The organism is Pseudoalteromonas sp. 20-92, from assembly GCF_030847595.1.
Taxonomy (GTDB): domain Bacteria; phylum Pseudomonadota; class Gammaproteobacteria; order Enterobacterales; family Alteromonadaceae; genus Pseudoalteromonas; species Pseudoalteromonas fuliginea.
The window spans coordinates 55408-81485 of the sequence record NZ_JANJGQ010000002.1; the positions used below are offsets into that span (position 1 = coordinate 55408).

At 38.4% G+C, this 26078-nt stretch carries 18 protein-coding genes; 12 read left to right on the forward strand and 6 right to left on the reverse strand.

Annotated features, from left to right (window positions below; genetic code table 11):
* Positions 1 to 19 precede the first annotated feature (19 nt).
* Both NRL14_RS02265 and NRL14_RS02270 read left to right on the forward strand, forming a co-directional pair.
* Positions 20 to 2995, forward strand: coding sequence for a TonB-dependent receptor (locus tag NRL14_RS02265; RefSeq protein ID WP_232525550.1), 2976 nt, complete (start codon positions 20 to 22; stop codon positions 2993 to 2995).
* A 106-nt stretch (positions 2996 to 3101) separates the two neighbouring features.
* Positions 3102 to 3575 carry a hypothetical protein gene (locus NRL14_RS02270; protein ID WP_096794558.1) on the forward strand — a complete coding sequence of 158 codons (474 nt, stop codon included), beginning with the start codon at positions 3102 to 3104 and terminating at the stop codon, positions 3573 to 3575.
* 495 nt (positions 3576 to 4070) lie between these two features.
* Here the strand turns inward: NRL14_RS02270 and NRL14_RS02275 are convergent, their stop codons facing one another.
* The 5 genes from NRL14_RS02275 to NRL14_RS02295 are packed head-to-tail and all read right to left on the reverse strand — an operon-like array spanning position 4071 to position 9596.
* Positions 4071 to 5015 (reverse strand): hypothetical protein, encoded by a 945-nt coding sequence (locus NRL14_RS02275; protein ID WP_306723889.1) that lies wholly within the window; start codon positions 5013 to 5015, stop codon positions 4071 to 4073.
* On the reverse strand, positions 4993 to 5796 hold the full coding sequence (locus NRL14_RS02280) for a DUF1338 domain-containing protein (RefSeq protein WP_007376361.1): 804 nt from the start codon (positions 5794 to 5796) through the stop codon (positions 4993 to 4995). The genes NRL14_RS02275 and NRL14_RS02280 overlap by 23 nt, the downstream gene beginning before the upstream one ends.
* 35 nt (positions 5797 to 5831) lie before the next feature.
* Complete coding sequence (gene astD, locus NRL14_RS02285) at positions 5832 to 7298, reverse strand: succinylglutamate-semialdehyde dehydrogenase (protein ID WP_306723890.1); 1467 nt, start codon at positions 7296 to 7298, stop codon at positions 5832 to 5834.
* A 7-nt stretch (positions 7299 to 7305) separates the two neighbouring features.
* On the reverse strand, positions 7306 to 8340 hold the full coding sequence (gene astA / locus NRL14_RS02290) for an arginine N-succinyltransferase (protein ID WP_010553006.1): 1035 nt from the start codon (positions 8338 to 8340) through the stop codon (positions 7306 to 7308).
* A 50-nt stretch (positions 8341 to 8390) separates the two neighbouring features.
* Entirely contained in the window at positions 8391 to 9596 is a 1206-nt protein-coding gene (locus NRL14_RS02295) for an aspartate aminotransferase family protein (RefSeq protein WP_306723891.1), read from the reverse strand.
* A gap of 197 nt (positions 9597 to 9793) precedes the next feature.
* Between NRL14_RS02295 and NRL14_RS02300 the strand changes: the two genes are divergently transcribed.
* Positions 9794 to 10222 carry an Lrp/AsnC family transcriptional regulator gene (locus NRL14_RS02300; RefSeq protein ID WP_007376357.1) on the forward strand — a complete coding sequence of 143 codons (429 nt, stop codon included), beginning with the start codon at positions 9794 to 9796 and terminating at the stop codon, positions 10220 to 10222.
* A gap of 31 nt (positions 10223 to 10253) precedes the next feature.
* Here the strand turns inward: NRL14_RS02300 and NRL14_RS02305 are convergent, their stop codons facing one another.
* Positions 10254 to 11198 (reverse strand): hypothetical protein, encoded by a 945-nt coding sequence (locus tag NRL14_RS02305; protein WP_033030158.1) that lies wholly within the window; start codon positions 11196 to 11198, stop codon positions 10254 to 10256.
* A 391-nt stretch (positions 11199 to 11589) separates the two neighbouring features.
* Between NRL14_RS02305 and NRL14_RS02310 the strand changes: the two genes are divergently transcribed.
* From NRL14_RS02310 to NRL14_RS02350, 9 genes are all read left to right on the forward strand, one after another.
* Positions 11590 to 11892, forward strand: coding sequence for an isoamylase early set domain-containing protein (locus tag NRL14_RS02310; RefSeq protein WP_007376355.1), 303 nt, complete (start codon positions 11590 to 11592; stop codon positions 11890 to 11892).
* A gap of 9 nt (positions 11893 to 11901) precedes the next feature.
* On the forward strand, positions 11902 to 13893 hold the full coding sequence (gene malQ, locus NRL14_RS02315) for a 4-alpha-glucanotransferase (RefSeq protein ID WP_306723892.1): 1992 nt from the start codon (positions 11902 to 11904) through the stop codon (positions 13891 to 13893).
* Positions 13893 to 16121 carry a 1,4-alpha-glucan branching protein GlgB gene (gene glgB, locus NRL14_RS02320; RefSeq protein WP_306723893.1) on the forward strand — a complete coding sequence of 743 codons (2229 nt, stop codon included), beginning with the start codon at positions 13893 to 13895 and terminating at the stop codon, positions 16119 to 16121. Before malQ ends, glgB begins: the two co-directional genes overlap by 1 nt.
* The gene (gene glgX / locus NRL14_RS02325; RefSeq protein ID WP_306723894.1) at positions 16114 to 18177 is read left to right on the forward strand and encodes a glycogen debranching protein GlgX; all 2064 of its coding nucleotides are present in this window, start codon (positions 16114 to 16116) and stop codon (positions 18175 to 18177) included. Before glgB ends, glgX begins: the two co-directional genes overlap by 8 nt.
* Positions 18170 to 20707 carry a glycogen/starch/alpha-glucan phosphorylase gene (locus tag NRL14_RS02330; RefSeq protein ID WP_306723895.1) on the forward strand — a complete coding sequence of 846 codons (2538 nt, stop codon included), beginning with the start codon at positions 18170 to 18172 and terminating at the stop codon, positions 20705 to 20707. The genes glgX and NRL14_RS02330 overlap by 8 nt, the downstream gene beginning before the upstream one ends.
* A gap of 14 nt (positions 20708 to 20721) precedes the next feature.
* A complete protein-coding gene (glgC, locus tag NRL14_RS02335) occupies positions 20722 to 22023 on the forward strand; it encodes a glucose-1-phosphate adenylyltransferase (RefSeq protein ID WP_008137132.1) in 1302 nt (433 codons plus the stop codon).
* A gap of 86 nt (positions 22024 to 22109) precedes the next feature.
* On the forward strand, positions 22110 to 23645 hold the full coding sequence (locus tag NRL14_RS02340) for a glycogen synthase (protein WP_306723896.1): 1536 nt from the start codon (positions 22110 to 22112) through the stop codon (positions 23643 to 23645).
* A gap of 90 nt (positions 23646 to 23735) precedes the next feature.
* Positions 23736 to 24950 carry an EAL and HDOD domain-containing protein gene (locus tag NRL14_RS02345; protein ID WP_007376348.1) on the forward strand — a complete coding sequence of 405 codons (1215 nt, stop codon included), beginning with the start codon at positions 23736 to 23738 and terminating at the stop codon, positions 24948 to 24950.
* A 30-nt stretch (positions 24951 to 24980) separates the two neighbouring features.
* Positions 24981 to 26051, forward strand: a complete 1071-nt coding sequence (locus NRL14_RS02350) for a DUF418 domain-containing protein (protein WP_306724042.1) — start codon at positions 24981 to 24983, stop codon at positions 26049 to 26051.
* Positions 26052 to 26078: the final 27 nt, after the last annotated feature.

Here is a 26078-nt window from a genome sequence, read left to right on the forward strand (position 1 = left end):
AAAAACAGGGATAATTATCGTGAAAACAAAAGCAAAACTATTTAAAAAAGCAGCGTTATGCGCTGCAATATGCTCAACATTAACCTTTTATAGTGGTATTAGTTCAGCTAGCAATGTTGATGGTGCAATTAAAGGTATCATTACACAACAAGCTAACGAAGCTCCGATTGCAGGTGCAACTGTAACAATTTCGAATCCAGCAAATGGTTATGTTAAGTCTATCCAGGTTGACAGCAATGGCCAATTTAATCTTAACGCTGTACCAGTTGGTACCTATAATATTAAAATTGAAAAAGTAGGCTACCAGACATCAGAACTTAAAAACATTGTAATTGGTATCGGTAAATCAGCTGCTATTGAAGTTGGAATGACTGAGGGTGATATTGAAGTTATTTCTGTTACAGGAAGTAAAATTGCACGTGTTGATGTAACTAGTTCTGAGGCTTCATTTAATATTTCAGCTGATGAATTAACTCGCCTGCCGGTTGCGCAAGATATTACCTCAGTAGCATTATTATCGCCGGGTGTAAACCTTGGTGACTCACGTTTTTCTGATGCAAAAGGGAATTCATTAGGGAGTTTCGGTGGGGCATCACAAGCTGAAAATGTTTATTATGTAAATGGTCTCAATATGACCAACTTCCGAAATGGTGTTGGGGGCTCTACAATTCCATTCTTATCTTATGATTCTTTTCAAATCAAAACGGGTGGTTATTCAGCTGAATTCGGTCGTTCTACAGGCGGTGTAATTAACTCAGTAACAAAAGCTGGGACTAATGAATTTCACTTCGGTCTTCAACATCGCCAGAATATTGAATCACTCGGTGGCCAACGTCCGAACACAAACTATTTATCAGATGATTGTAGTTATAAATCTGTAAATGATGAAGTTGTTAAAACTTGCGCAAACACAGTTGGTGATATTATAACTGATAATAGCGAAGATTCACGAGCATCAAGAACTACTGATATTTTTGCTAGTGGTGCATTAATCGAAGACACTTTATTTTTCTATGCTCTTTATGAGTTTAGAGAGTACGACTACGATGATCTGTCGTCACGTGGTACGGCATTGCTGAATCGTACAGATGATGACCCATATTACTTGGGTCGTCTTGATTGGAATATTAATGAAGATCACTCTTTAATGGCTTGGATGTTTAAAGATGAATCTAAAGAATACTCAACTACTTATGATCGTGATGAAAATGGGGCTCTCGATAAAGAAAATGCTTCTAGCTCTAATACACTAAGTGGTGGTACTAGCTGGTCTATCCGCTATAATGGCAATTTGACAGATTATCTATCTGTGTCCGCAATGGCTGGTAAAGTAGAATTCAATGATACTACGCGTTCAGCTGGCGCTGATTGCCCTGTAGTTATCGATGCTCAAGCAGGGCAAAACTTAGGTTGTTGGGATCCATCAGCTTTTCAAATTTCTACTAATAGCGATGAGCGAAAGCAGTATCGTTTAGATTTTGATTGGTTAGTTGCTGACGATCATCGTTTACGCTTCGGGTATGATGCTGAAAAAAACACTTCCACAAGCCAGGTTGACTTATCTGGTGGCATTTATTACAGATATATTGGTTATGATGCAGGTTCAATTTTACCAAACGGTTATGAAATTAATGAATCAGGCCGATACGTACGTGTTCGTAACTACAATGTTGGTGGTGAATTTGATATCAATAATGAAGCATTTTATATAGAAGATACTTGGAATGTTACAGAACAATTAACAGCAACAATTGGTTTACGTTGGGATAGTTTTGAAAACTTAAATGCAAGTGGTAACACTTTTGTTAAAATTGATAATCAGTTTGCTCCTCGTTTAGGTCTAGCATATGATTTATTTGGTGATGGTGAGCATAAGATATTTGCTAACGCAGGTCGTTACTATCTACCAGTTGCATCAAATACAAATGTTCGTCTATCAGGTGCCGAGCTTTATACGCATGATTACTATACAATTCAAAGTGAAGGTTCTGATGGTGTTCCTGTACTTGGAGATAAGCTAGGTGAGACAGATGTAATAGGGGATGGCACTACACCTAGCCCTGTTAGTGTGCGTGATAACGGTCTACAACCAATGTACCAAGATGAGCTGATTTTCGGATACCAAGGCATGCTTAACGAAGACTGGTCACTAGGTGTTAAATTTACGCGCCGTGAAGTAAAAAGCATCATAGATGATGGCAGTATGGTTGAAGCCTTCAAGGATATTGGTTTAGATAGTGATCATTTCTTATTATTTAATCCTGGTGAGGGTGTTTCCTTCCAGTATGATTATGATGGTGACGGCACATTAGAAGATTACGATTTCACTGCAGAGCAACTAGGTTATCCAGATGCTAAACGTAACTACAACTCAGTGGATGTAGTACTTGAAAAATCTTGGGACGGACTGTGGATGTTTAACGCAACATATACATGGTCACAAAGTTACGGCAATGCTGAAGGTTATGTGAAATCTGATAATGGTCAAGATGATGCTGGTTTAACTACTGACTGGGATTACCCTTACTTAATGGATGGTGCAAACGGTTATTTACCAAATGATCGTCGTCATGCATTAAAACTGTTCGGTTCTTACGCTGTTACAGATAACTTACTTGTTGGTATGAATGCTAATATTACTTCTGGTCGTCCTCGTAATGCACTTGGTGCGGGTTATGCTCCAGATCAAGGTTCTTATGAATACGGTGATACTTATTATGTAGGAGATACTAAATTCTCTCGTGGTAGTTTTGGCCGAACACCTTGGACTACAACAATTAATGCTAATATAAAATATGACTTAAGTGACTTTGAGACGTTTGACTCTGCATATATAGCTTTAAATGTATTCAATTTATTTGATGCCTCAAATGTTACCACTTATGAGGAATTAGCAGAAGAAGATGCAGCATTCAACCCGAATGCGAAGTTTGGTAGTTCTCTATATTTCCAAACGCCACGTCGTGTTGAAGTTGTATTCAATATGATGTTCTAATTTTTTGACCTAGTCGAAATGAATCTAATAAAGGCACTATAATTTTATAGTGCTTTTTTATTTTATGACTCCTTTAGAAGTAAAACAATAATAAAGAAGAAATTATATGAAGCAAGTTTACTTATTAATTTTAGTTTGCTTATCTTTTGTAACTGGATGTCAAAATTTTCCTATTAAAATAGATATAAAAGATAATCATTTTCGTTTTGAAAACTTTGCTTTTGATAAAGGTAAGAAAAGAGAATACGTATTTTTAATGTGTAATAATAAATTACCAACAGACTGGCATCAGGCTAGACAATATGAGAGAGGAGAACACATCTTATGGGTTAAAGCAGTAATTGGTGACAGAGATTTTCAATCGAGCATAAAAAATGCCTTTGTAAAATTTAAAGTTAATTTAAAATCAGGGGGAAGATATATTCTGAATAGAAAAATAGATGGAAATAATGTATTTATTTGGATTGAAGATGAAACCACTCGAGAAATAGTTTCGGACATAAAAAAATCCAAACTTAAAAAACCACTCATAATTGAGGGTAGATTAAGGGAAAAGCAATGTTTTGAAGGTTCAATTTAATAAAAGCGCGGTTGGAATGAGCAACTGCTTTTAATTGGAACCCTGTGAATAGTACTTTCACTCGGGATATCTTCGCTAGCAACTAAGTTGGCTTCACTGGTTGTTGCCAAGTTAGTGCACGTACCTCCAGCTGTAGGTGTAAGTACAAACAACTGTTTGTGTATGGTTTATCTACGAGTCAGTTCAGTGTCACTAATAATGTATGTGCACAGTTAAATTCACTTTTGTTGACCTTGCATGATTGGAATTTGTTCTATTTAGGAACGATTTAATCGTAGTAAGAGGTTTGTAACTTAGTGGGATAAGTAAAAAACCGAGTAAAGCTTTCGCGTTCGGCTCTCGCCGTTATACTCATGCCGGCAACAAAGAGTAAAACGTCCCTCGTAGGTGACTCTTAAAAATTCTTGAAGTTAATTATTAATTGTCAAGTGGTTATATGAACATGACAAAAAACAGGGGTCAGATGAAGGTTAACTAAGTTTCAAATCTTAATATTCATTTGTGTTGAGCTATATTAAACGTAGTTTTATATATTGCCATCATCCGCTCTGCTACCTCTGGCGAAGTCGAATTATGGTGAGTCTGCTTTAAAAAATCATAGGCTGCAGGTGTTTTCATGTAATTATCAATTAAGGCGATTGCTTTTTTTCCTTCTGAAGTTTTACTACAAGCAAAGTACCCATTTATAAACTCGGGGTATTCACTTATGTCTCGACTTTCTAGCTGAGAAAATTGCGTATCTGTTAAGTTCATTTTCATAGTGTTTTCATAATCGATGATCATATCAACACGTTTATGAATTAATAATTGGCTAAGTTGAGCAAAGCTGTTTGCGCCTGTTATTTTTGCTACTTGGGTTCTATAATCCGAAAATATCACATCTAATTGTTGATAACTTGTTGAACTAACTATGGCAAAGGTGTGTTTGTTATTAAGTAATTTTGAAATAGAAACTTTTGTAGGTAAATCTTTTAAAGTGTTTTTGAAACCGAATAATTTGCGTTGCTGATGCATATAAGTTGGAATTTGAGAAAAGACAAGCTGTTTGTTTCGAGCTTTTGTTTTTATTAAATTAAAGCTACAAACTGCCTCGTTAGTCGATAAACGTTTAATTAATCGAGCATGATTTGTTCTCGTTAAAACGGTATTAAAATACGTGTTCAAAATTGGCTGAAAAAAATTATAGTATTGTTCGCCGGGTCTTGAATCGGCATCTTCATCTGAAAAATACGAATAAGATAAAATAGTGAGGGAAGGGTTCGCATAAATTAAAGAAGGTGTAACTAATAAACTGATAAGAATACATATTTTAAAAAACTTCATATTTATGCCTTTTTCTTTAAAAATACCAAGTATCTCCAATGTTGTCTTTATAAAAAGCCCTTTCGGGCTTTTTTGTACTAAATTTTGAATTTTATTATCGAGCGTTGGTGCTTTCAAATATTTTGTCAGCAGAGGCTGCAACAAAACCAGTATAAAGCTCACCGTCTGCTTTAGGGTAACGAATAGCAAACTCATAAAAACAGCTAGGGATGCTCATATCACCGTCACTAAAGGTAACTGAGTATTCATCAGCAAGTGTTGACGATTGCTCTAGTAACACCTCTGGAGAGCCTTTAACCTCGCCGCCTGATGTATTAAGCGAAAAACCTGCATCTTTTAGAGCTTGGTTAACATCATGAATGTTATCAAACTTAGCAAGCGTATTAATATTTACGGTAAAGTGATTGGCACGGTAACCCCACGCCGACATCCACGCTGCATATTCGCTTTCAGCTAGCAGTTGTTTGTAAGTATCGGTGCTTACTTGCCAATGCGTGCCTGAATATAAAAAGTTGTCTGCTGTAACTGCACTTTCGTCAATTTGACTTACCATACCTGTCACGATGGCTTGTAACTCTGGCGAGCATTTTTCTACTAATAGCTCAGAGATAAACACTTTTGGCTGAGCCGGATCGCTATGCTCATAGTGTTTTGCGTAAAGTTTTTTAGCTTCAAAGTGGTACTCACCACATTCTTTGTAACCAATTGCTAAAAAGTGAGCGGCGAGCTTTTCAAGACTCACTTTTTCTATATTAAATGTACGCAGCGCAATATGATCGTTAATGATGTCATCTTTTTGCGTTGAACCTAAAAGGTCATGAATTTTATCTGCCGATGGAGTTACGTTTAAATAGTTTTCCCAAAGGTTCTCAAATAATGTATTTACATCAGTATGCATGTTAAGTCCTTAAATCTAAAATTTGGTTTTATTGCTTATTCAATTACTAAGCCCGGCGCTAGGGTTTGCGGTAAGTTCACTTTGTCTGACTCCACAGATGCTACAGGGTATGCGCAATAATCGGCGGCGTAGTATGCACTTGCTCTGTGATTACCACTGGCGCCAATACCGCCAAATGGAGCTGCACTAGAGGCTCCTGTAATGGGGCGGTTCCAGTTAACAATACCGGCACGAATGCGCTTTAAAAAGTGAGTGTAATCATCTTCACTGTCGCTAAGTAAACCTGCAGATAAACCAAAGCTTGTGTTGTTGGCTTCAATAATTGCACTGTCAAAGTCGGTGTAACGATACACTTTAATTAGCGGCCCAAAATGCTCTTCATCTGGCATGTCGGTAATGCTTGTTACATCAATAATGCCAGGGCTTACAAAACCTGTGCCTGGTTTTAATTGCTTAAGTTCAACAAGGATTTGTGCACCTTTTAAGACTAATTCACTTTGCGCGGCAACCATACCCAATGCTGCTTTTTCGCTTATCATTGCACCCATAAAAGGCTGCTCTGTAGCAAAACTGTCGTCTACAACTATGTTTTTAGTTGCGCTTATTAGCTTTTCTAAAATAGCATCACCATTGAGCGACTTTTCAATAAATAAGCGACGTGCACACGTACAACGTTGACCTGAGGTAATAAAGCCTGATTGAATAATATCGTGCACAGCAGCGCTTATATCGCTCACATCTTTTACAATAAGAGGATTATTGCCGCCCATTTCAAGCGCTAAAATTTTGCCAGGGTGTCCTGCAAACTGTTTATGTAATAAGTGGCCTGTGTTTGAGCTACCGGTAAAAAACAAGCCATCTATATCTTTATGAGAAGCAAGTGCTTTACCTGTTTCAATTTCACCTTGGACAAGGTTAATAACACCCGCTGGCAAACCTGCTTTTAACCAAAGTGAGAGGGTAAATTCTGCAACGTGCGGAGTCAATTCTGATGGCTTAAATACAACGGTATTACCGGCTAAAATTGCAGGAACAATATGCCCGTTTGGTAAATGCCCCGGAAAGTTATACGGGCCAAAAATAGCCACAACACCATGCGGTTTGTGTCTAATAAACGCTTTAGCACCGGGCATTGGGTTTTCGGTTGTACCTGTACGCTCATGGTAGGCTTTTACAGATATAGCTACTTTGCCTGTCATTGCGCCCACTTCGGTGCGGGTTTCCCATAATGGCTTACCCGTTTCGCGTGCAATAATAGTAGCAAATTCTTCGCTGTGTTCTTTTAATTGTGCTGCGAAGTTTTCTAAAATGGCGATACGCTCTTCAAGCGGTTTGTCTGCCCATTGTAGTTGCGCAGCTCTGGCTGCTTTTATAGCAGAACCTACTTGCTGGGCGTTTGCGCCATTACCTTGCCATACCACATCGCCATTACTTGGATTGATTGACTCAAATGCTGGACCTTGCCCTGCATGCCACTGGTTATTAATTAGGTGTGTATTCATAAATAATTTACAGGCGGAAAAATCGCGCTGCATCTCCTTGACTTAAATTAAGTGCTTTAGCCACATCTTGGCTAATGACGAGAGTATGTTTTGCATGATTGTAATGTGCGTCTTTGGTAAATGTTGCTCTAAAGCCACTTACGCCTTGATTACATACAGCCAGCGTATCAGAGCTATTTTGTGATATGTGATCAAGCTCACCAATAGTAATAGGGCAAACTTGAGAGTCGCGAATGCTGCGAATATTACCAAGCTTTGCTTCAACCGTTGGGCCTGCGTCAAATAAGTCAACGTAGCCTCTGTGCTCAAACCCTTCTTTTTCTAATAATTTTAGCGCAGGCTTTGTTTTTTCATGTACATGCCCAATCACTGCTTGGGCTTTCTTGCTAAGCAAGTTCACATAAATAGGGTATTTAGGCATTAACTCGCTAATAAATACCTTATCGCCTAAGCCAACTAAGTGATCCGCTTGTGGAAATTCGATACTAAAAAAGTGCTCTTGTAGCCATTGCCAAAAAGGAGAATGACCGTCTTCGTCGCTAACACCGCGCATTTCTGCGATAACAGTATCGGCAAAACGCTCGCTATGTTGAGCCATAAACAAAAAGCGTGAACGTGATAAAAATCGACCCGTTAAACCTTTGCGGCTATTTTCGCGCAAAAATAATGTGCATATTTCTGAGCAACCTGTGTAGTCGTTACACATGCTTAAAATATCAACGGTGTTATATACATTTAAAGTAGGCGAGTGGTGTACTGTTTTACCCAAATGATAATGATATAAAGGCACGGATAAACCTACCGCGGCTTCTATAGCGGTTGTGCCAATAACGTCACCTGTTTCACTGTCTTCTAAAACAAATAAATAGCTTTCATCAAGTGGCTGGTTAATGTTTTTGGCAAAGCTTTTTTCAGCACGTTCAATTTTTTCTTTAAGCTGTGCATCGTCCACAGGTAAAGAGGTAAACCCATGACCGGATTCAATCGCTATTTGTTTAAGCGCGTCAAAATCATTGGCAGTAATAGGACGTAATACTTGCATTTATTGCTTGCTCCAATAGCACGCCTGTAGGCGTGCTAATTTAAACTCTATTAACCGTTTACTACGTCGCTAACGGCTTTTTCAAAGCGCGCTAAGCCTTCTTTAATATCCTCAAACGGGATAACTAAAGACGGTGTAAAGCGAATTACATTCATACCCGCTACAAGATTCATTAAACCATTATTAGCACTGGCTACTAAAAAGTCGCGTGCACGGCCTTCAAATTTGTCATTTAGTACTGCGCCAATTAATAAGCCTTTACCACGTACTTCGCTAAATACATTGTACTTTTCGTTAATTGCGTTTAATTCGTCACGGAACAATTGCTCGCGCTCTTTAACTCCGTTTAGTACGTTTGGTGTATTTACTGTATCAAATGCCGCTTCAGCTACAGCACAAGCTAGCGGATTACCGCCATAAGTAGAACCGTGAGTACCAATTTTTAAATGCTCAGCAATCGGTGTACGTGTGATCATAGCGCCAATTGGAAAACCACCACCCAATGCTTTTGCCGTTGTTAAAATGTCAGGAACAACCCCTAAACCTTCATAAGCGTATAAATCGCCTGTGCGACCGACACCCGTTTGTACTTCATCAAAAATAAGTAATGCGTTATGTTTAGTACAAAGTTCGCGTACTTTTTTAGCAAATTCATCTGTTGGTGAAATAATACCGCCTTCACCTTGTAATGGTTCCATCATAACAGCACATGTTTTATCGCTGATCAGCGCTTCAAATGCCGCTATATCGTTAAAATCACAATGTACTATGTCAGCAGGTTTTGGGCCAAAGCCGTCTGAATAAGCCGCTTGCCCGCCCACAGTTACTGTAAAGAATGTGCGACCATGAAAACCTTTATTAAAGGCAATAATTTGCGATTTTTCAGCGCCATATACGTCTAGTGCATAACGACGCGCTAACTTAAGCGCGGCTTCGTTTGCTTCTGCGCCTGAGTTTGCAAAGTAAACTTTATCAGCAAATGTTGCTTCAACCATTTTTTGAGCTAAACGAAGTGCTGGCTCATTGGTCATAACATTTGATAAATGCCAAATTTTTTCGCCTTGCTCTTTTAATGCTTTAACTAATGCAGGATGACAGTGACCCAAACAGTTAACGGCAATACCACCGGCAAAATCAATGAACTCATTGTTATTTTGATCCCAAACGCGTGAACCTTCACCACGAACTGGGATTATTGCTGATGGGTTATAGTTTGGTACCATTACGTCGTTAAATAAGTCTCTAGTTACTTGCATTTTTATACACCTAAATTAAATGGGCTTAGATAAAAGATTAGTTGCTAATTTAAAGAAGAATATAGCCGTTATTCTTGAGCAAACACGTTATTATTTTTTATAGGACACTATTATCGAAGGTTTGCAGTTAAAATTGCAGTGCTATTTTGTGAAAAATGATTAGAATAAAAGGCAAAATAACGAAATAAATAACCATTATGATAACTCCACAAGACGAAAAGCTATTATCGATACTAAAAACAAATGCGCGCGCGAGTATTTCTGACCTTGCCAGACTATTGAACCTGTCGCGCTCTACAGTGCAAAGTAGAATGTTAAAGTTAGAAGAAAGCGGGGTAATTAAAGGGTATAGCGTAGACTACGGAGATGACTATTTAAACAAAATGGTATCGGCGCATGTATCAATAAAAGTAAAGCAAAAGCTCACCACTAAAACCAACTTAGAACTAAAACAAATTGACGCTATTTCACAGCTTTATGCCATAAGTGGCGAGTTTGATTTAATTGCGGTGGTCCAAGCTCAAAATTTAGAACAGCTTAGTCATTTGCTAGACGATATTGGCAACCTTGATGGGGTAGAGCGTACAACATCGTCTGTTATTTTAGAAACCAAATTCAAGCGATGAGCCAGAGTATGTATTATGTCAATACATCAGATTACTTTGTTGATGCATTGGTTATTTTTGGCGTCACTTTTACTCTTTTCACCACAGTTTTATTTGCTTCATCAAGCTTAATAAAGTAAGCATTACCGCCAATACCTTTAAACTCTTCATCGGTAAATACAATGGTGTTGTCGTCAAAGAACGTAACAGCCTCTTTTTGAGTAACAATCCCTAGGTCTATTTTTGATACATCACCAGAGAAAAATTTATCACCTTCAAAGTTTTCAAATAACCAAATACTGGTTGAATCAAGTAATACCAATTTTTTACGGTCTGGACTTAAGGCTGCTGATGTTATCCAACATAGTTTTTCTAATGTAGTACATGTTTTGAAAGAATCGATTAACTCAGCTTTGAAGTTAGCGGCGTGATCGCCCACTTTATATACCTTAGTAATACCATCAAACGGTTCAGTGCGGTTTTTAGTAAATAAATATAAATGACGGCCAAGCGCGACAAATGCTTCTAAATCAAAATTTCGATTATTGGGTTTTATTGGACTTCCATCCATTTCTGGGTAGGTAAATTTTATAATTTCTGCTTGAGTTATATCTGTTTTTATATCTATTGGGTTTTCTATTTTATAAATAGTGAGCCATCTGCGATCGTTTTTGTTATTGCCAAAATCACCTAGGAAAAAATGCCCAAACTTGTTTTGAGTCATATCTTCCCAGTCTATGTTTTTGGCATTTTCAACTAAGATTTCTTTGGCGATAGAGCCATCTTTATTGAGCCTATATAGTTTGGGTTCATTGCCTCCATCGTTAATAGCCCATAGGCGTTTTTGCTTATCAAATTCTATACCTGATATTTCTTTTAATTTAGGATCAACTGAGATTTCTTTTTTGCTATAAAGGGTATAGATTGAAGAACCAATAAGTGTGGCTATTATTAAAAAGGTGATTGCTATAGTTATTAGAATGCTTTTTTTCAACATGAAAATTATGATATTTCAAAGTATTAATATGCGGTTTATTATCGTTTATAAAAGCGCATAACAAAAGAATTTTATAAGTTTAAGTAATACTTTTGAATTATTTCATGTTTGGTACTAATAAAAGTTGAGACAATAAATAAAGTGTGGCACGTCTAGTTGGTTTAAATATTGCTCTATAATATTGAGCTTTTCAAAAGTGAATGTTTAGATACTAACTGCACTTTTTAGGTGCAAAAAAAAGAATTGCTGCACTGTAATAATGCGTAAATAAAGTTTTGGTTAACTTACAACGTGTTTAATGATTTTGAATGGAATCCACATCGCCTTTTTGTTTAGTTGTATGGCCTGTGGCAAAGATTAATTACCCTTTATGGTTTAGTTGGAGCCTGCTATGTTGAATAAACGTTTTTTTAAAACAAAAGATGAAGCTGAAGTTACTTTTGAGTTCACTCACCCTGAGGCAGAGCAAGTCTGTTTGCTAGGTGAATTTAATGATTGGCAGCCAGTGCCAATGAAGCTCAATAAAAAACAGGGCGTTTTTAAATGTAAGCAACGCCTTCCTATTGATCAGCAGTTCCATTTTCGTTATCTAATCAATGGAGATATTTGGGATAACGACCACCAAGCCGACGGTTACATTGGTAATACATTTGGCACAGAAAATAGCATAGTGAATACGCAACGTATAAATTAAGGCCAATAAATGGACGCTCTTTCGCAGTTATTTTACCTGCATGGCATTGGTTATGAATTCACTAAATACACTGGTGAACAGGTTGTTTTTAGCAACGATACACGAAAGCAGGCTTTACAGTGCTGTGGTATTGACACCGACGATGCTAATCAAATAGCGCATCTTAACTATGAATTAGATGCAGCGACTTGGCAGCAATTAGTTCCGCGTGTTAGCTTGCTTGAATGGCCTGAAAATACCTTAAAGATTCGTATAGATGAACGTCAACAGCATTTATGTGTAGGCATAAAAGTAGAGGCGCTTGGTCTTGACTTGGCATTTCAAACTATGCGTGATTTACCTGTCACAGGTGAATATTACTTGCATGGCGTGCGATATATTGAGGTTGCGCTTGAATTACCTTTTATCCCAGCTGGATATTATGATGCAACGGTAAAAGTAGGCGAGCAATTTTCAAATACACAGGTTTGGTCTGTTCCTGAACAAGTATATCAAGTAGATGATATAAAGCGTACAGGGCTCTCTATTCAGCTTTATACTTTAAAAAATAAAGCGCTATTAGGTGTTGGAGATTTTAGCGATTTATTATCGTTAACTCATTTATGTAGTGCGCAAAACATGGATTATATTTTACTTAATCCACTTCATTTATTATTTGCCGATATGCCAGAGCGAGCAAGTCCTTATAGCCCTAACAGTCGTGCTTTGCTAAACCCTTTATATATTGCCATTGATTTATGTGACGACGCTAATAACAATGCAGAGCTAAATGCTTTAATGCAAAGTGATGATGTTATTTCTCTCATGCAAAGCAATGATCAATTTATAAATTACGAAAACGTAAGTCGTATTAAATATACGTTATTTAAAGCGCTTTATAGTCAGTTTGAATTAACTGCCAGTAATGAGCGTCGACAAGCGTTTACAGCATTTTGTAACACTCATACAAGTACGCTAAATACCCTTGAATCAGACAATTTAACGTTTGACTATTATTTGCAGTGGCAAGCGTATTTACAGTTAGCACTTTGTCAAAAAAGTTGTATAGAGCTGGGAATGGCTATTGGTTTAATCAACGATTTAGCTGTTGGGTGTGCTGGCGATGGGGCCGAATTTAAAAATCAGCAATCATTATTTAGCCAAGAGGCAAGTGTTGGTGCCCCGCCAGACCCATGGGCTGAAGCAGGTCAAAACTGGGGGCTTCCGGCACTCAATCCTCGCAGTCTTAGCAATAATCACTTCGAGTTTTATCGCTCACTTATTCGCGCAAATATGCAAAATGTAGGTGGTCTCAGAATTGACCATGTAATGGCTATTAGGCGTTTATGGTGGTGTTTTGAAACGAATGGTAAACAAGATGGCTGTTATGTTTATTATCCGTTTGAGTATTTACTCGCAATTTTAAAAATTGAATCGCATATTAATCAAAGTATTGTTATTGGCGAAGATCTGGGTGTAGTCCCCCCTGAGGTAAGAGATGCTTTAGCCTCTAGCGGTATTTTTTCTAACAGCTTATTTTATTTTGAAAAACAGCACGATGATGAATTTTTATTGGTTAACGATTTACCATCACGTTGCTTATTAATGATTGCCAATCACGATGTGCCTCCTTTTATGGGCTGGTGGCAACACGATGATTTAGATATAAAGCAGCAATACAGTTTAATTAACGAGCAGCAATGCAACGACTTAACCCACCAACGTGTTGAAGAGCAAGAGCGATTATTGCGCTTTATTAATGCCAATCAAACAAAAGAACTTAACCTACAAGCTAATGCAATGGACGTTTATAAATCACTTGCCTTATGTTTAGCAAAGTCGCAATCACGATTACTTGCGCTGCAAATAGATGATTTAGATGAGCAGCTTTACAGTGTCAATATTCCAGGAACAGATACCGAGTATCCCAATTGGCGGCGTGTTTTAACACACACTTGCGAAGAGATTTTTAGTAAAAATGCCTCTTTGTTAGCTGCAATAGATTCAATAAGGAAAGGTTAATGAGTAGCTCAGCAGTAGATAATATTGGATCTTCTTTTAATCGTTATGATGATCAAGTACAAGCGTTAAGCGCAGGTCGTTTTAAAGACCCGTTTAGCTTTCTTGGGGCACATAAACTAACAAACACAGACACAGAGTTACGACTTTACTTACCCACTGCGTTGAATGTTGTAATTAACCTTGACGGTAAAAAAATAAAAGCGCTGCGATATAAGCAAAGTGATTTGTTTATTGCAAAGCTAAAAACATTGCCAAGCGCGCCATATCAATGTGATGTTGAATACACAGATACAGCCGTTACGTTTTACGATGAATACAGTTTTGACACTGCGCTCGATACACAGGCAATGTACTTATTTAACGAAGGGAGTTTAGAGCATGCATACTCACACTTTGGTGCACATTTTAGCACTCAACAAAATGTAGAGGGGGTGCGTTTTTGTGTGTGGGCGCCAAATGCAGCAAGTGTATCAATTATTGGTGAATTTAATTTTTGGCAAGCTAATCGTCATTTTATGCGTTTTCATCCAGCGAGTGGTGTATGGGAACTATTCATACCAGGCCTTAAAGCTGACATGTGCTATAAATTTGCAATTACCGCACAAAGTGGAGACGTGTTTGAAAAAGCAGACCCATATGCGTTTAAAATGCAGCAAGCCCCCGGTACTGCCAGTGTATTGCAATACAAACCAGAACCTATAATTCTTGATGAACAGGCCTTAAAAAATAGACAAAAGCGTAACCATATTGATGCACCAATTAGTATTTATGAAGTGCATTTAGGCTCATGGCAACGCGGTGAAAATAATCGTTATTTAACTTACGCAGAACTTGCTGACAAGCTAGTTAGCTATGCACTTGAAATGAATTTCACCCACCTACAGCTTATGCCTATTAGTGAATACCCGTTTGATGGCTCGTGGGGCTATCAACCCGTTGGTTTATTTGCACCTACTAGCCGTTTTGGTGACTATAACAGTTTTAAATATTTTGTAGAGCAATGCCATAAAGCAAATTTAGGTATTTTACTCGACTGGGTACCTGGGCATTTTCCAAGTGATCCGCATGGTTTGCATCGTTTTGATGGCACTCATTTGTACGAACATGCCGATATGCGTCAAGGTTTTCATCCCGATTGGAATACCTATATTTATAATTACGATCGCCCTGAAGTTAAAAGCTTTTTGATTTCTAATGCAATGTATTGGTTACACCAATTTGGGCTTGATGGTTTACGAGTAGATGCAGTGGCTTCAATGTTGTATTTAGATTACAGCCGTAAAGAAGGTGAATGGATCCCTAATTGTTATGGTGGACGCGAGAACCTTGGTGCAATCGAGTGCCTAAAGCAGGTTAATTTACGAAGTTATAAAAACAACCCTGGCATCATGATGGTAGCCGAAGAGTCAACTGCATGGCCAGGTGTTACACAAAGTGTTGAGCATAACGGTTTAGGGTTTGGCTATAAATGGAATATGGGCTGGATGAACGATAGTTTGCACTATATGCAACGCGATCCGCTTTACAAACAGCACCATCATCACGAAATAACCTTTTCGATGGTATACGCCTTTAGTGAGAACTTCATACTGCCATTGAGTCACGACGAAGTAGTGCATGGCAAAGGCTCACTTATTGAAAAAATGCCAGGGGATGATTGGCAAAAATTCGCAAACCTTCGAGCTTATTATGCGTTTATGTGGGCGCATCCAGGTAAAAAATTATTGTTTATGGGTTGTGAAATAGCTCAGCGCACTGAGTGGGGCCACGATCATTCGCTTGATTGGCACTTATTAGAGCATCAAAGTCACAATGGTATAAAACAAACAATTAAAACACTCAATCATGTATATAAAAACCAACCTGCTTTGTACGAACTTGACACAAGTGCAGCAGGCTTTGATTGGATAGATAACAACAATAACGATCAAAGTATTTTAAGTTTTGTAAGGTATGCCAAAAATGCACGAAATTTAGTGGTTGTTATAGCTAATTTCACTCCAGAGTCTTATCAAAATTACGTCATTGGTGTGCCAAATAAAGGCCGCTATAAAGTAATTTTAAATACAGATGAAACCGATTATTTTGGCTCAGGGATAAACGTTACACAAAACGAATCAAAGATAGTTACTACCTTCGACAGCCCTAATCATGGGTTCGCTCAAAGCATTTCTATTGCCATTGGTGGTTTAACTACTATTTATTTACAAAAGGTCGAAGATGAGTAATCAATTTGAAGTCACTCACGGCCAAGTTGAACCCTTAGGTTCAAGTGTTACTGACGGCGGTGTAAATTTTGCACTTTATGCACCAAAAGCAGCTCAAGCTTATTTATGTTTATTTGACAAAAGTGGCCATTCAGAAATATTAAAGGTGGCAATGAGCATTAACGAAGGCGGCATTTGGAGTATTCATATATTTCCTTTAAATGCAGGTGCTTTGTATGGCTTTAGAGTAGAGGGTGAATATAACCCTAAGCACGGTCAATTGTTTAACGAAAACAAACTATTAATAGACCCTTACGCAAAAGACTTATTTGGTGAGTTTACTTGGAGTGAGCGTCATTATGGGCAAATGCCAATCGGCACTAAAAGCACCGTAAATAATGCGATTGATATACCTAAGTCAAAAGTAGCAGCACCTGTGTTGTACGCGCATAAAAAGCCAAACCATAGATGGTCAAATACGGTTATATACGAATGCCATGTGAAAGGAGCAACGTGCCGTCATCCCGAAATTCCTAAGTACCTACAAGGGAAATTTTTAGGATTAAGTCATCCCAGTTTTATTGAACACTTGCAGAGTTTTGGTATTACAGCTGTGGAACTTTTACCTGTTCATTCATTTATTAGTGAACAATTTTTAACGGGTAAAGGGCTGCAAAATTATTGGGGTTACAACACGCTTAACTTTTTTACACCTCATAAAGACTACTTGGTTAAAGACGATATAAATGAGTTTAAGCAAATGGTGCGAGAGCTTCATGCGGCCGACATTGAAGTTATTATCGACGTTGTTTACAACCATACCGCAGAGGCCGGTAATGATGGCCCAATATTGTCACTTAGAGGCTTTGATAACTTAGCTTATTACCGCACTGTAAGCGATCGACCAGATTTATATATAAACGATACTGGATGCGGTAACACGATTAATATTGACCACCCTCGTGTATTACAACTTGTACTCGATAGTCTTCGTTATTGGGTTGAAGTAATGGGAGTTGATGGCTTCAGGTTTGATTTGGCGACTATTTTAGGGCGTTCTCAATCTGGGTTTAGCGCTTCTCATACTTTCTTACAAGCGGTTGCCCAAGATCCTATTTTAAACAAAGTAAAGCTCATTAGTGAACCGTGGGATATAGGCCCTGGTGGCTATCAGTTAGGTGCTTTTCCGGCACCTTGGCGAGAATGGAACGATCAATATCGTGATGTAATAAAGCGTTTTTGGAAAAGTGAAGAAGGCATTATCGCCACCGTTGCCAAACGTTTACATGGCTCATTTGATATTTTCGAGCATAGTGAGCGCGGTCCGCTCAATAGTATAAATTTTATAACGAGTCACGACGGTTTTACGCTTGCTGACTTAGTTAGCTACGAAGAAAAACACAATGAGGCAAATGGTGAGCAAAATCGAGATGGTCACAGTGCTAATCATTCTTTTAATTGTGGTGTAGAGGGATTTACAAATGATCCTAAAATAACAGCGCTTCGCTTGCAACAGCAAAAAAACTTTTTGCTTACACTTATTTTGTCCAAAGGAGTTCCTATGCTCTCATCTGGGAGTGAAATAGCGCACTCGCAAGGGGGAAATAATAATGCTTATTGCCAAAATAATCGCACCAGTTGGCTTGCATGGAAAGACTCACAATTAAATCATACATTGACTCGTTTTATAGACGATGCACTAAAAATCAGACGTGCCCACAGTGCGTTTAAACACAGTGTGTTTTTAGATGATATTGATGAGCGCTTTACAGTTAGGTGGTTTACCGAAGAAGGTGTAACTATGACTGACGCGCATTGGCATGAAAATACGCGTCAGTTTTTAATGTACAGCTTGCTCGATAAGCAAAATAAACATGCACTTTTAATAATTTTTAATGCGAGTAAAAAAGTAATCTCCTGCCAATTGCCGCAATCTCCAATAAGTGCGCCTTGGCAAATGGTTTTATCAAGTGTAAATAATGCATCTGTAAGTAGTAACAACGATGCGATGGTTGAAATTTCTGCACAAAGTAGCTGGGTTTTCAGTTCAAATTTAGAGGAAGTAGGTCATGGCTAAGCAAGATGAACAAGTGTGTGTAGTAAAGGGTTGGCAAGAAGGCCCTGTTATTGATGAAAGTACGTTAAAAGATGATTTAACACGTCACTTTTATTACACCCTCGGCCGAGATAAGGTCGGCGAATCACAGTTATATTTATATCATGCATTAGCGCTCACTATTCGCGATCGACTTGTTGCTCGTTGCAGAGAAACCAATCAACAAATTAGACAGCAAAAGCGCCGTAAAACGGCTTATCTTTCTCTTGAGTTTTTAATGGGACGAGCACTGGGTAACGCTATTTTAAATCTAGATTTAGATGATCAAGTTGCTTCTGCATTACAAGAATATTGTACAACAGTCGAAACGCTTGAAGATGCCGAACATGATGCAGGGCTAGGTAATGGTGGTTTAGGGCGTTTAGCGGCCTGTTTTTTAGATAGCTGTGCAAGTTTGGCCCTGCCTGTCATTGGGTATGGCCTTCGTTACGAATACGGTATGTTTAATCAGTCTATAAATGACGGAAATCAAATAGAACAACCCGACAACTGGCTTCGTGAAGGACATCCATGGGAACTGAGTGCTCCAGAGCATGCAAAGCGCGTTAAGTTTAGTGGCTATGTGCAAAGCTATACAGATAAATATGGCCGAGAGCATCGTCAATGGATGAGTTCGCACGATGTATTAGCTGTGCCTTATGATGTACCAATTCCTGGTTATAAAAATAATATTGTTAATACACTTCGTCTGTGGAAGTCAGAAGCGACAGATGAATTTAATCTAACTGAGTTTAATGCTGGTAGTTACTCAGAAGCTGTAGCACAAAAAAATCTAGCTGAACAAATTACTATGGTGCTTTACCCAAACGACAGTAGCGAAAATGGTAAAGAACTTAGGTTACGCCAACAGTATTTTTTATCGTCTGCGAGTATTCAAGACATTGTTGATCAATGGGTTGCACAACACGGTGAGAGTTTTTCTGATTTTTCTGATTTTCATGTGTTTCAATTAAACGACACGCATCCAAGTATTGCTGTTGCAGAGCTGATGCGTATTTTGATTGATGACTACGAACTTGATTGGGAAGATGCTTGGCAAATTACTACTAAAACAATGGCCTATACAAATCATACCTTACTTCCTGAGGCACTTGAAAAGTGGTCAGTATCTTTGTTTGCAAGGTTATTACCGCGTATTTTAGAAATAGTTTACGAGATAAATGCACGTTTTTTAGCCCAAGTTGCACAGCAGTGGCCAGGGGATGTTAACAAACAGCGAGCGCTATCGCTTATTGAAGAAGGTGATGAGCCGCAAATTCGTATGGCTTATTTAGCAATAGTCGGTAGTTACTCCGTAAATGGAGTCGCGGCACTGCATACTGAGTTACTAAAAGCGGGCTTGTTTAAAGAGTTTTATGCACTGTGGCCAGATAAGTTTAATAACAAAACAAATGGCGTAACACCACGTCGTTGGGTTGCTCACTGCAACCCTATTCTAAGCAAATTAATTAGCGAAAAAATTGGTAACGATTGGGTAGGCGATTTTAGTCAAATTAGTCAACTACGTCGATTTTTTGATGACCAAACCTTTCATATTCAGTGGCAATCAGCTAAACGCGAAAACAAACAACGCCTTGTTGATTTAGTCAAAGCGCGTTGCGGTGTTGAGTTCGATGTATCGATGATGTTTGACGTACAAGTTAAGCGAATTCATGAATACAAACGCCAACTACTTAATGTGTTGCATGTAATTCATCTATATGACCGTATTCGTCGCGGTGATACGCAAGGGCTTGTTCCGCGTTGTGTATTACTCGGCGGTAAAGCTGCGCCAGGCTATTACATGGCTAAAAAAATTATTAAACTAATCAACAATGTGGCTGAGGTTATTAATAAAGATCCATTAGCAGCACCGTATTTACGTGTAGCATTTTTACCAAATTATAACGTAACAGCAATGGAAGTTATTTGCCCTGCAACCGATTTGTCAGAGCAAGTATCTACCGCAGGTAAAGAAGCATCAGGTACAGGTAACATGAAGTTCATGATGAATGGTGCATTGACGATAGGTACACTTGATGGCGCAAATATTGAAATTAGAGATGCCGTGGGTGCTGATAATTTCTTTTTGTTTGGTGCTCAAGCACATCAAATTGATGATATTAAATCACGTTATAATCCAGAGCATTTAATTTCACAAAATAGTGACTTGGCAAACGTAATGCAGCTTTTAGAAAGTGGCCATTTTAATTTATTCGAACCATGCTTATTTGATGACGTGATCAATGCGATTAAGAGCCCGAATGATCCTTGGTTGGTCGCGCATGATTTTGAAAGCTATGTTGATGCTCAAAAACAAGTAGATAAGACCTACACTGATCAAACCTACTGGACACAAATGAGTATTTTAAATACAGCAGCCAGTGGCATGTTTTCAAGTGATAGAACCATAAGCCAATACAGTGACGACATTTGGCATTTAGAACCCCTCAACATTAGTGCAACAGACTTAACGACAACTAAAAGTCATACCACTAACAGCAAAAACTAAATGGAGAGAGTATTATGCCCAACTACGAAAATCGTTATATAAGCAGCCTAACCAGAGAAACTTACGCACTAATACTGGCTGGAGGTCGCGGTTCACGCCTGCATGAACTGACTGACTGGCGAGCAAAGCCTGCGGTTTACTTTGGTGGTAAACATCGAATAATCGACTTTCCGTTATCTAACTGTATTAACTCAGGCGTTAGGCGCGTTGGTATTGCCACACAATATAAGTCTCATTCACTTATTAGGCACGTTAACCGTGCTTGGGGGCATTTTAAAAAGGAATTGGGAGAGTCGGTTGAAATTCTACCTGCATCGCAGCGTCAAGGCGATGATTGGTATTGTGGAACCGCCGATGCTGTTTTTCAAAATATAGATATTATTCGTCATGAACTACCAAAATATGTGATGATTTTATCGGGCGATCATGTATATCGTATGGATTACGGTGCTCTTTTAGCTAAGCACGTAGAAAATGGCGCCGACATGACTGTTTGTTGCATCGAAGTACCTGTAGAAGAAGCCGCCGATACTTTTGGTGTAATGACCGTTAATGAGGAAAATCGTGTTTGCCGTTTTGACGAAAAGCCTGCAATGCCAAGTTCAGTACCTGGTAAGCCAGGTACGTGTTTAGCTTCAATGGGAAATTACGTATTTAACACCGAATTTTTGTTTGAACAGCTCAAAAAAGATGCGGAAAATGAAGGTTCTGGTCGCGATTTTGGCCACGATATAATTCCAGCAATAATAGAAGAGCATAACGTATTTGCCTTCCCATTTAGAGATCCAAACCAAGAAGGACAACCTTATTGGCGTGATGTGGGTACGCTAGATTCATTCTGGGAAGCTAATATGGAACTGGTAATGCCTGAGCCGCAACTTGATTTATACGATCCGATGTGGCCAATTTGGACCTATCAGGAACAACTACCGCCCGCTAAGTTTATTTTTGATGACGATGATAGGCGCGGAATGGCCTTAGACTCAACAGTTTCTGGTGGTTGTATTATTTCTGGCTCTGCTGTTAGAAAGTCTTTATTGTTTTCAAATGTACATATTCGTTCATTTTGCGAGATAGAGCAGTCAGTTATATTGCCTGGTGCAATTATAAATAGAGGCTGCAAAATTAAGCGGGCGATAATAGATAGAAGCTGTGAGATACCAGCAGGACTAGAAATTGGTTTTGATCGTAAGACAGATGAAGACAATGGCTTTAGAGTGTCTAAAAAAGGCATTGTACTCGTGACCCGTGATATGCTCACTGAGCTTGCAAAAAAGCTTGCGCGCCAAGCAAATGAAAATAAAAAGTTAGCTTAAATAAACTAGCTAACTAATTTTAAGCATGACAACAAGGCTTGCTCTTTATTGAGCAGGCTCATTAGGTTAAAGGAAGTAGTAAATTAATGCATGTATTAATGGTTGCAGCAGAGAACGACGCGTTACCAGGCGCTAAAGTAGGTGGAGTAGCTGATGTAGTGCGTGATGCACCAAAGGCGTTGGCAGAGCAAGGTGTAACTGTAGATGTTGTTATTCCTGATTACGGCTTTGCGTTTATTGAGCGTATTTATCTCGGTGAAGTAACGGTTGCTTTTAATGCACAGCCACATGTTTTAACACTTTTTAAAGTACGACAAACGCAAAGTAATGTCAGCCAAATTGTTATTAGCCACCCATTGTTTAGTGAATCAGGCACTGTTTACTGCAACGATGCACCCGGTAGGCCATTTGCCACGGATGCAACCAAGTTTGCTTTATTTAATGCCGCAGTTTGTGAGGCATTATTACAAGGGGTACTTACACGCCCTAATGCATTACATTTGCATGATTGGCACAGCGCGTGTGTTGCCGTTTTAATTAAATTTGAGCCACGTTATAGCGCACTAAATAACATACATATAGCCTACACTGTACATAACATAGCGCTGCAGGGAATAAGGCCTTTTAAGCACGATGACTCGAGTCTAGAAGCATGGTTTCCTTCGCTTAGTTATAACGGTCAACATTTATGTGATCCACGTTATCCGCATTGTTTTAACCCAATGCGCAGTGCCATTAACCTATGCGATAAAGTACATGTTGTATCACCAACCTATAGCCAAGAAGTACTTAAACCAAGTAATTATGAACATGGTTTTTTTGGCGGCGAAGGGCTTGAGCAAGATCTACAAAATGCGGCAGAACAAGGCAAGCTGGTTGGTATTTTAAATGGCTGTGAGTATCCTAAGTTAACAAATGAAAATGCAGACTTAAATACTTTATATAAAAAAATAGAGAACACTTTATTTAGCTGGATGAGTAACCATAAGCAGCTTCAAAGTGGTTATTATATTGCGCACCAGCGACTACAGCAATTTAAAGCAGCAGCAAATAATGGCCCGTTAGTAACAAGTGTAGGGCGACTTACAGAGCAAAAAGTCTTGTTGTTGTGCCAGCAGGTGAACGGTACTTTAGCGATTGATAACGTTTGCCAACTAGTTAATAAATACGGTGGTCGATTCATTGTTTTAGGTTCGGGTGACAAAGAACTTGAAAGTCTTTTTACTAAAGCGATGGCACGCAATTCTAACCTTTTATTTTTGCAAGGTTATGGTCAAGGTGTTGGTGATTTAATGTATCAACTAGGTGATTTGTTCTTAATGCCAAGTTCGTTTGAGCCATGTGGTATAAGTCAAATGCTGGCAATGCGAGCGGGACAGCCTTGCTTGGTGCATAGTGTTGGCGGATTAAAAGACACCGTTCAGCATAATGAAAATGGTTTTAGTTTTAGTGGCGACACATTAGCCATGCAAACTAGTAATTTAATCACCTGTTTAGACGAAACACTCTCAATTAAAAAGCAAGAACCTCAAAAGTGGCATAAAGTAAAAAAGGGTGCTGAGCAAGCCCGTTTTTCATGGTCGCAAATCGCAACTGCTTATATAACAACCTTATATAGGTAAATTATTACGTGCTTTGCAAAGTTCAGTGACAATTGTATCGCTTTAATGTTTAATGACTTAGTCTGATGTAAAAAACAAGAAGTAGGTAATGTGTCTGTATTTGTTGCAAGGCAAGCAATATTTAATCGTCGTCAAAATGTAGTAGCTTACGAGCTACTTTTTCGTGATAGCCCTAAAAATTATTTTCCTGATATTGCAGAAGGCCAAGCGACCGCTCGTCTTATTATGGAGAATCAACTTAACTTAGGTACTCGCCATATTACATCAGGTAAAAAAGCACTCATTAATATTGGTCCTGAATCATTGAAGCTCGACTTATGCGCTTTTTTGCCTTGCCAAGATGTTGTAATCGAACTACTTGAAACCATTGAGCCAAACGATGATAACTACGAACTATGCCGAGGTTTATTTCATAGTAATTATAAACTCGCACTCGATGATTTTGTGTATAAACCACAGTGGGATCGTTTTTTAAAGCTCGTCAAATTAATAAAATTTGATATAAGAATGACACCGCTTAACGAAATACAACCCATCGTTAAAAAGCTGCAAGCACATAAACAAATAAAAATATTAGCCGAAAAAATAGAAACACAAGACGACTATAAATTAGCCTTTGATATGGGGTTTGATTATTTCCAAGGTTATTTTTTTGCAAAACCCACTATGATCAAGCAAAACGATATCGATTATAATTATGGGTTAGTTGTCGCTATTTATGCTGAAATAATGAAGCCAAACCCAGATATAAAAGTTATATCTGGGTTGTTTGAGCTAGATGCCGCCCTTGCATATAAACTACTGCGTTTAATAAACAGTGGTGTTTTTCCTATACAAAGTCAAATATCGTCATTAAAGCAAGCACTTGTCTATTTAGGGCATGATCGTCTTAAAAAGTTTGTGAGCCTTATTGTTACCGCTCATACAGCAGGAAAGAAACCTGCTGAGCTAATGCAGGTTTGCGTTGTTCGTGCTCGTTTTTGTGAGCTTTTAGCAAAAAATGTAGCAAAGAGCCAAACTGGAGAGGCTTTTTTAACCGGTTTATTTTCATTGCTTGATGCAATACTTGATCAACCGATGAGCTTACTTGTTGAAAAGCTGCCTTTTCCAGATGAGATAAAAGCTGCATTATTAAATGATAAAAATAACCTTTACTATATTTTAAATGTTGTTAGAGCATACGAAACTGGAAGCTGGTGGGCGCTAGAGCAAGCTGGGCTTTTGTTGAATATAGACAATGCTATACTGCCTGCACTCTACCAGCAGTCGGTCAATTGGGCCGATAGCTATAAGAACAATATTTAACGGACATTAGCTTTAATGCGCAATTACAATATGGACTTCATTCGTGGCATAGCTGTACTGGGCTTAGTTTACATGAATAGCTATGCTTTTGGTGTTTTTGAATTAGGCTACATTGCGCACAGTAATGCCCCTGTTAGTGACTCTATTATTTATATTTTTAGTACCTTATTTGTAGACGGTCGTTTTAGAACGCTGTTTAGTTTGCTGTTTGGGGCTGGGCTTTATATTCAATGGCAACGTTATAAGTCTGATGTGCAGTTAAAAAGTAGGCTTTACTGGTTAATACTGTTTGGTTTAGCACATGGGTTTTTACTTTGGGCTGGTGATATTTTATTTGTTTATGGCATTTCAGGTTGGTTTACTCTGAAATACCTACAAAGCGATAATGCGTTACTTTTGAGGCGAGGTCTTGCATTTATTTTACTGTGTGGCATCACCACTGGGCTGGTTATGTATAGTGCACCTGTGGATATTATTTATCGCGACTCTCAAGATTTTATTTCTTTATATAGTCCACATTATTTTGATTATTTTATTTCTAATTTCGGTATGAATGCATTAATGGTATTTATAGTGCCGATAATGACCTTGTGGATGTGTGCAGGGATTATGCTCATTGGTATTTACTTGTATAAACAGGGAGTATTTAGCGAAGGCTTAAGCACAAAACAGCTAGTAACAATCGTTATTGCAACCACGATCTTGAGTGCATTTAGGCTCTATACCTCGCAATACAGTAGTGGCTTTATGTATGCCATACAAGAGTTAATAAATATGTTTGCGGCACTTGGAATGGCGACGCTGTATATTCATTTAATTGTTAAATTTTGCAATAACAGCGCACACGTTGGCAAGCTTATTCAGCAAACAGGGCGCTTAGCATTTACCTTGTATATTAGCCAAACACTCATGCAACTATTGTTATATAAAGTGCTGTTTACACACTGGGTGCTCGGTTTTGATCGTATTGATTACTGGGTGCTGGCAACGGCATTAGTTGTACTGCAGCTCATATTTACCTTTATATACAGCCGCTATTTTAACCAAGGCCCACTTGAATTTGTATGGCGTAAATTAACTAAAGCAAAAATTAATGCTTAAACACCTATAAATTCTAAATTAGGGGCG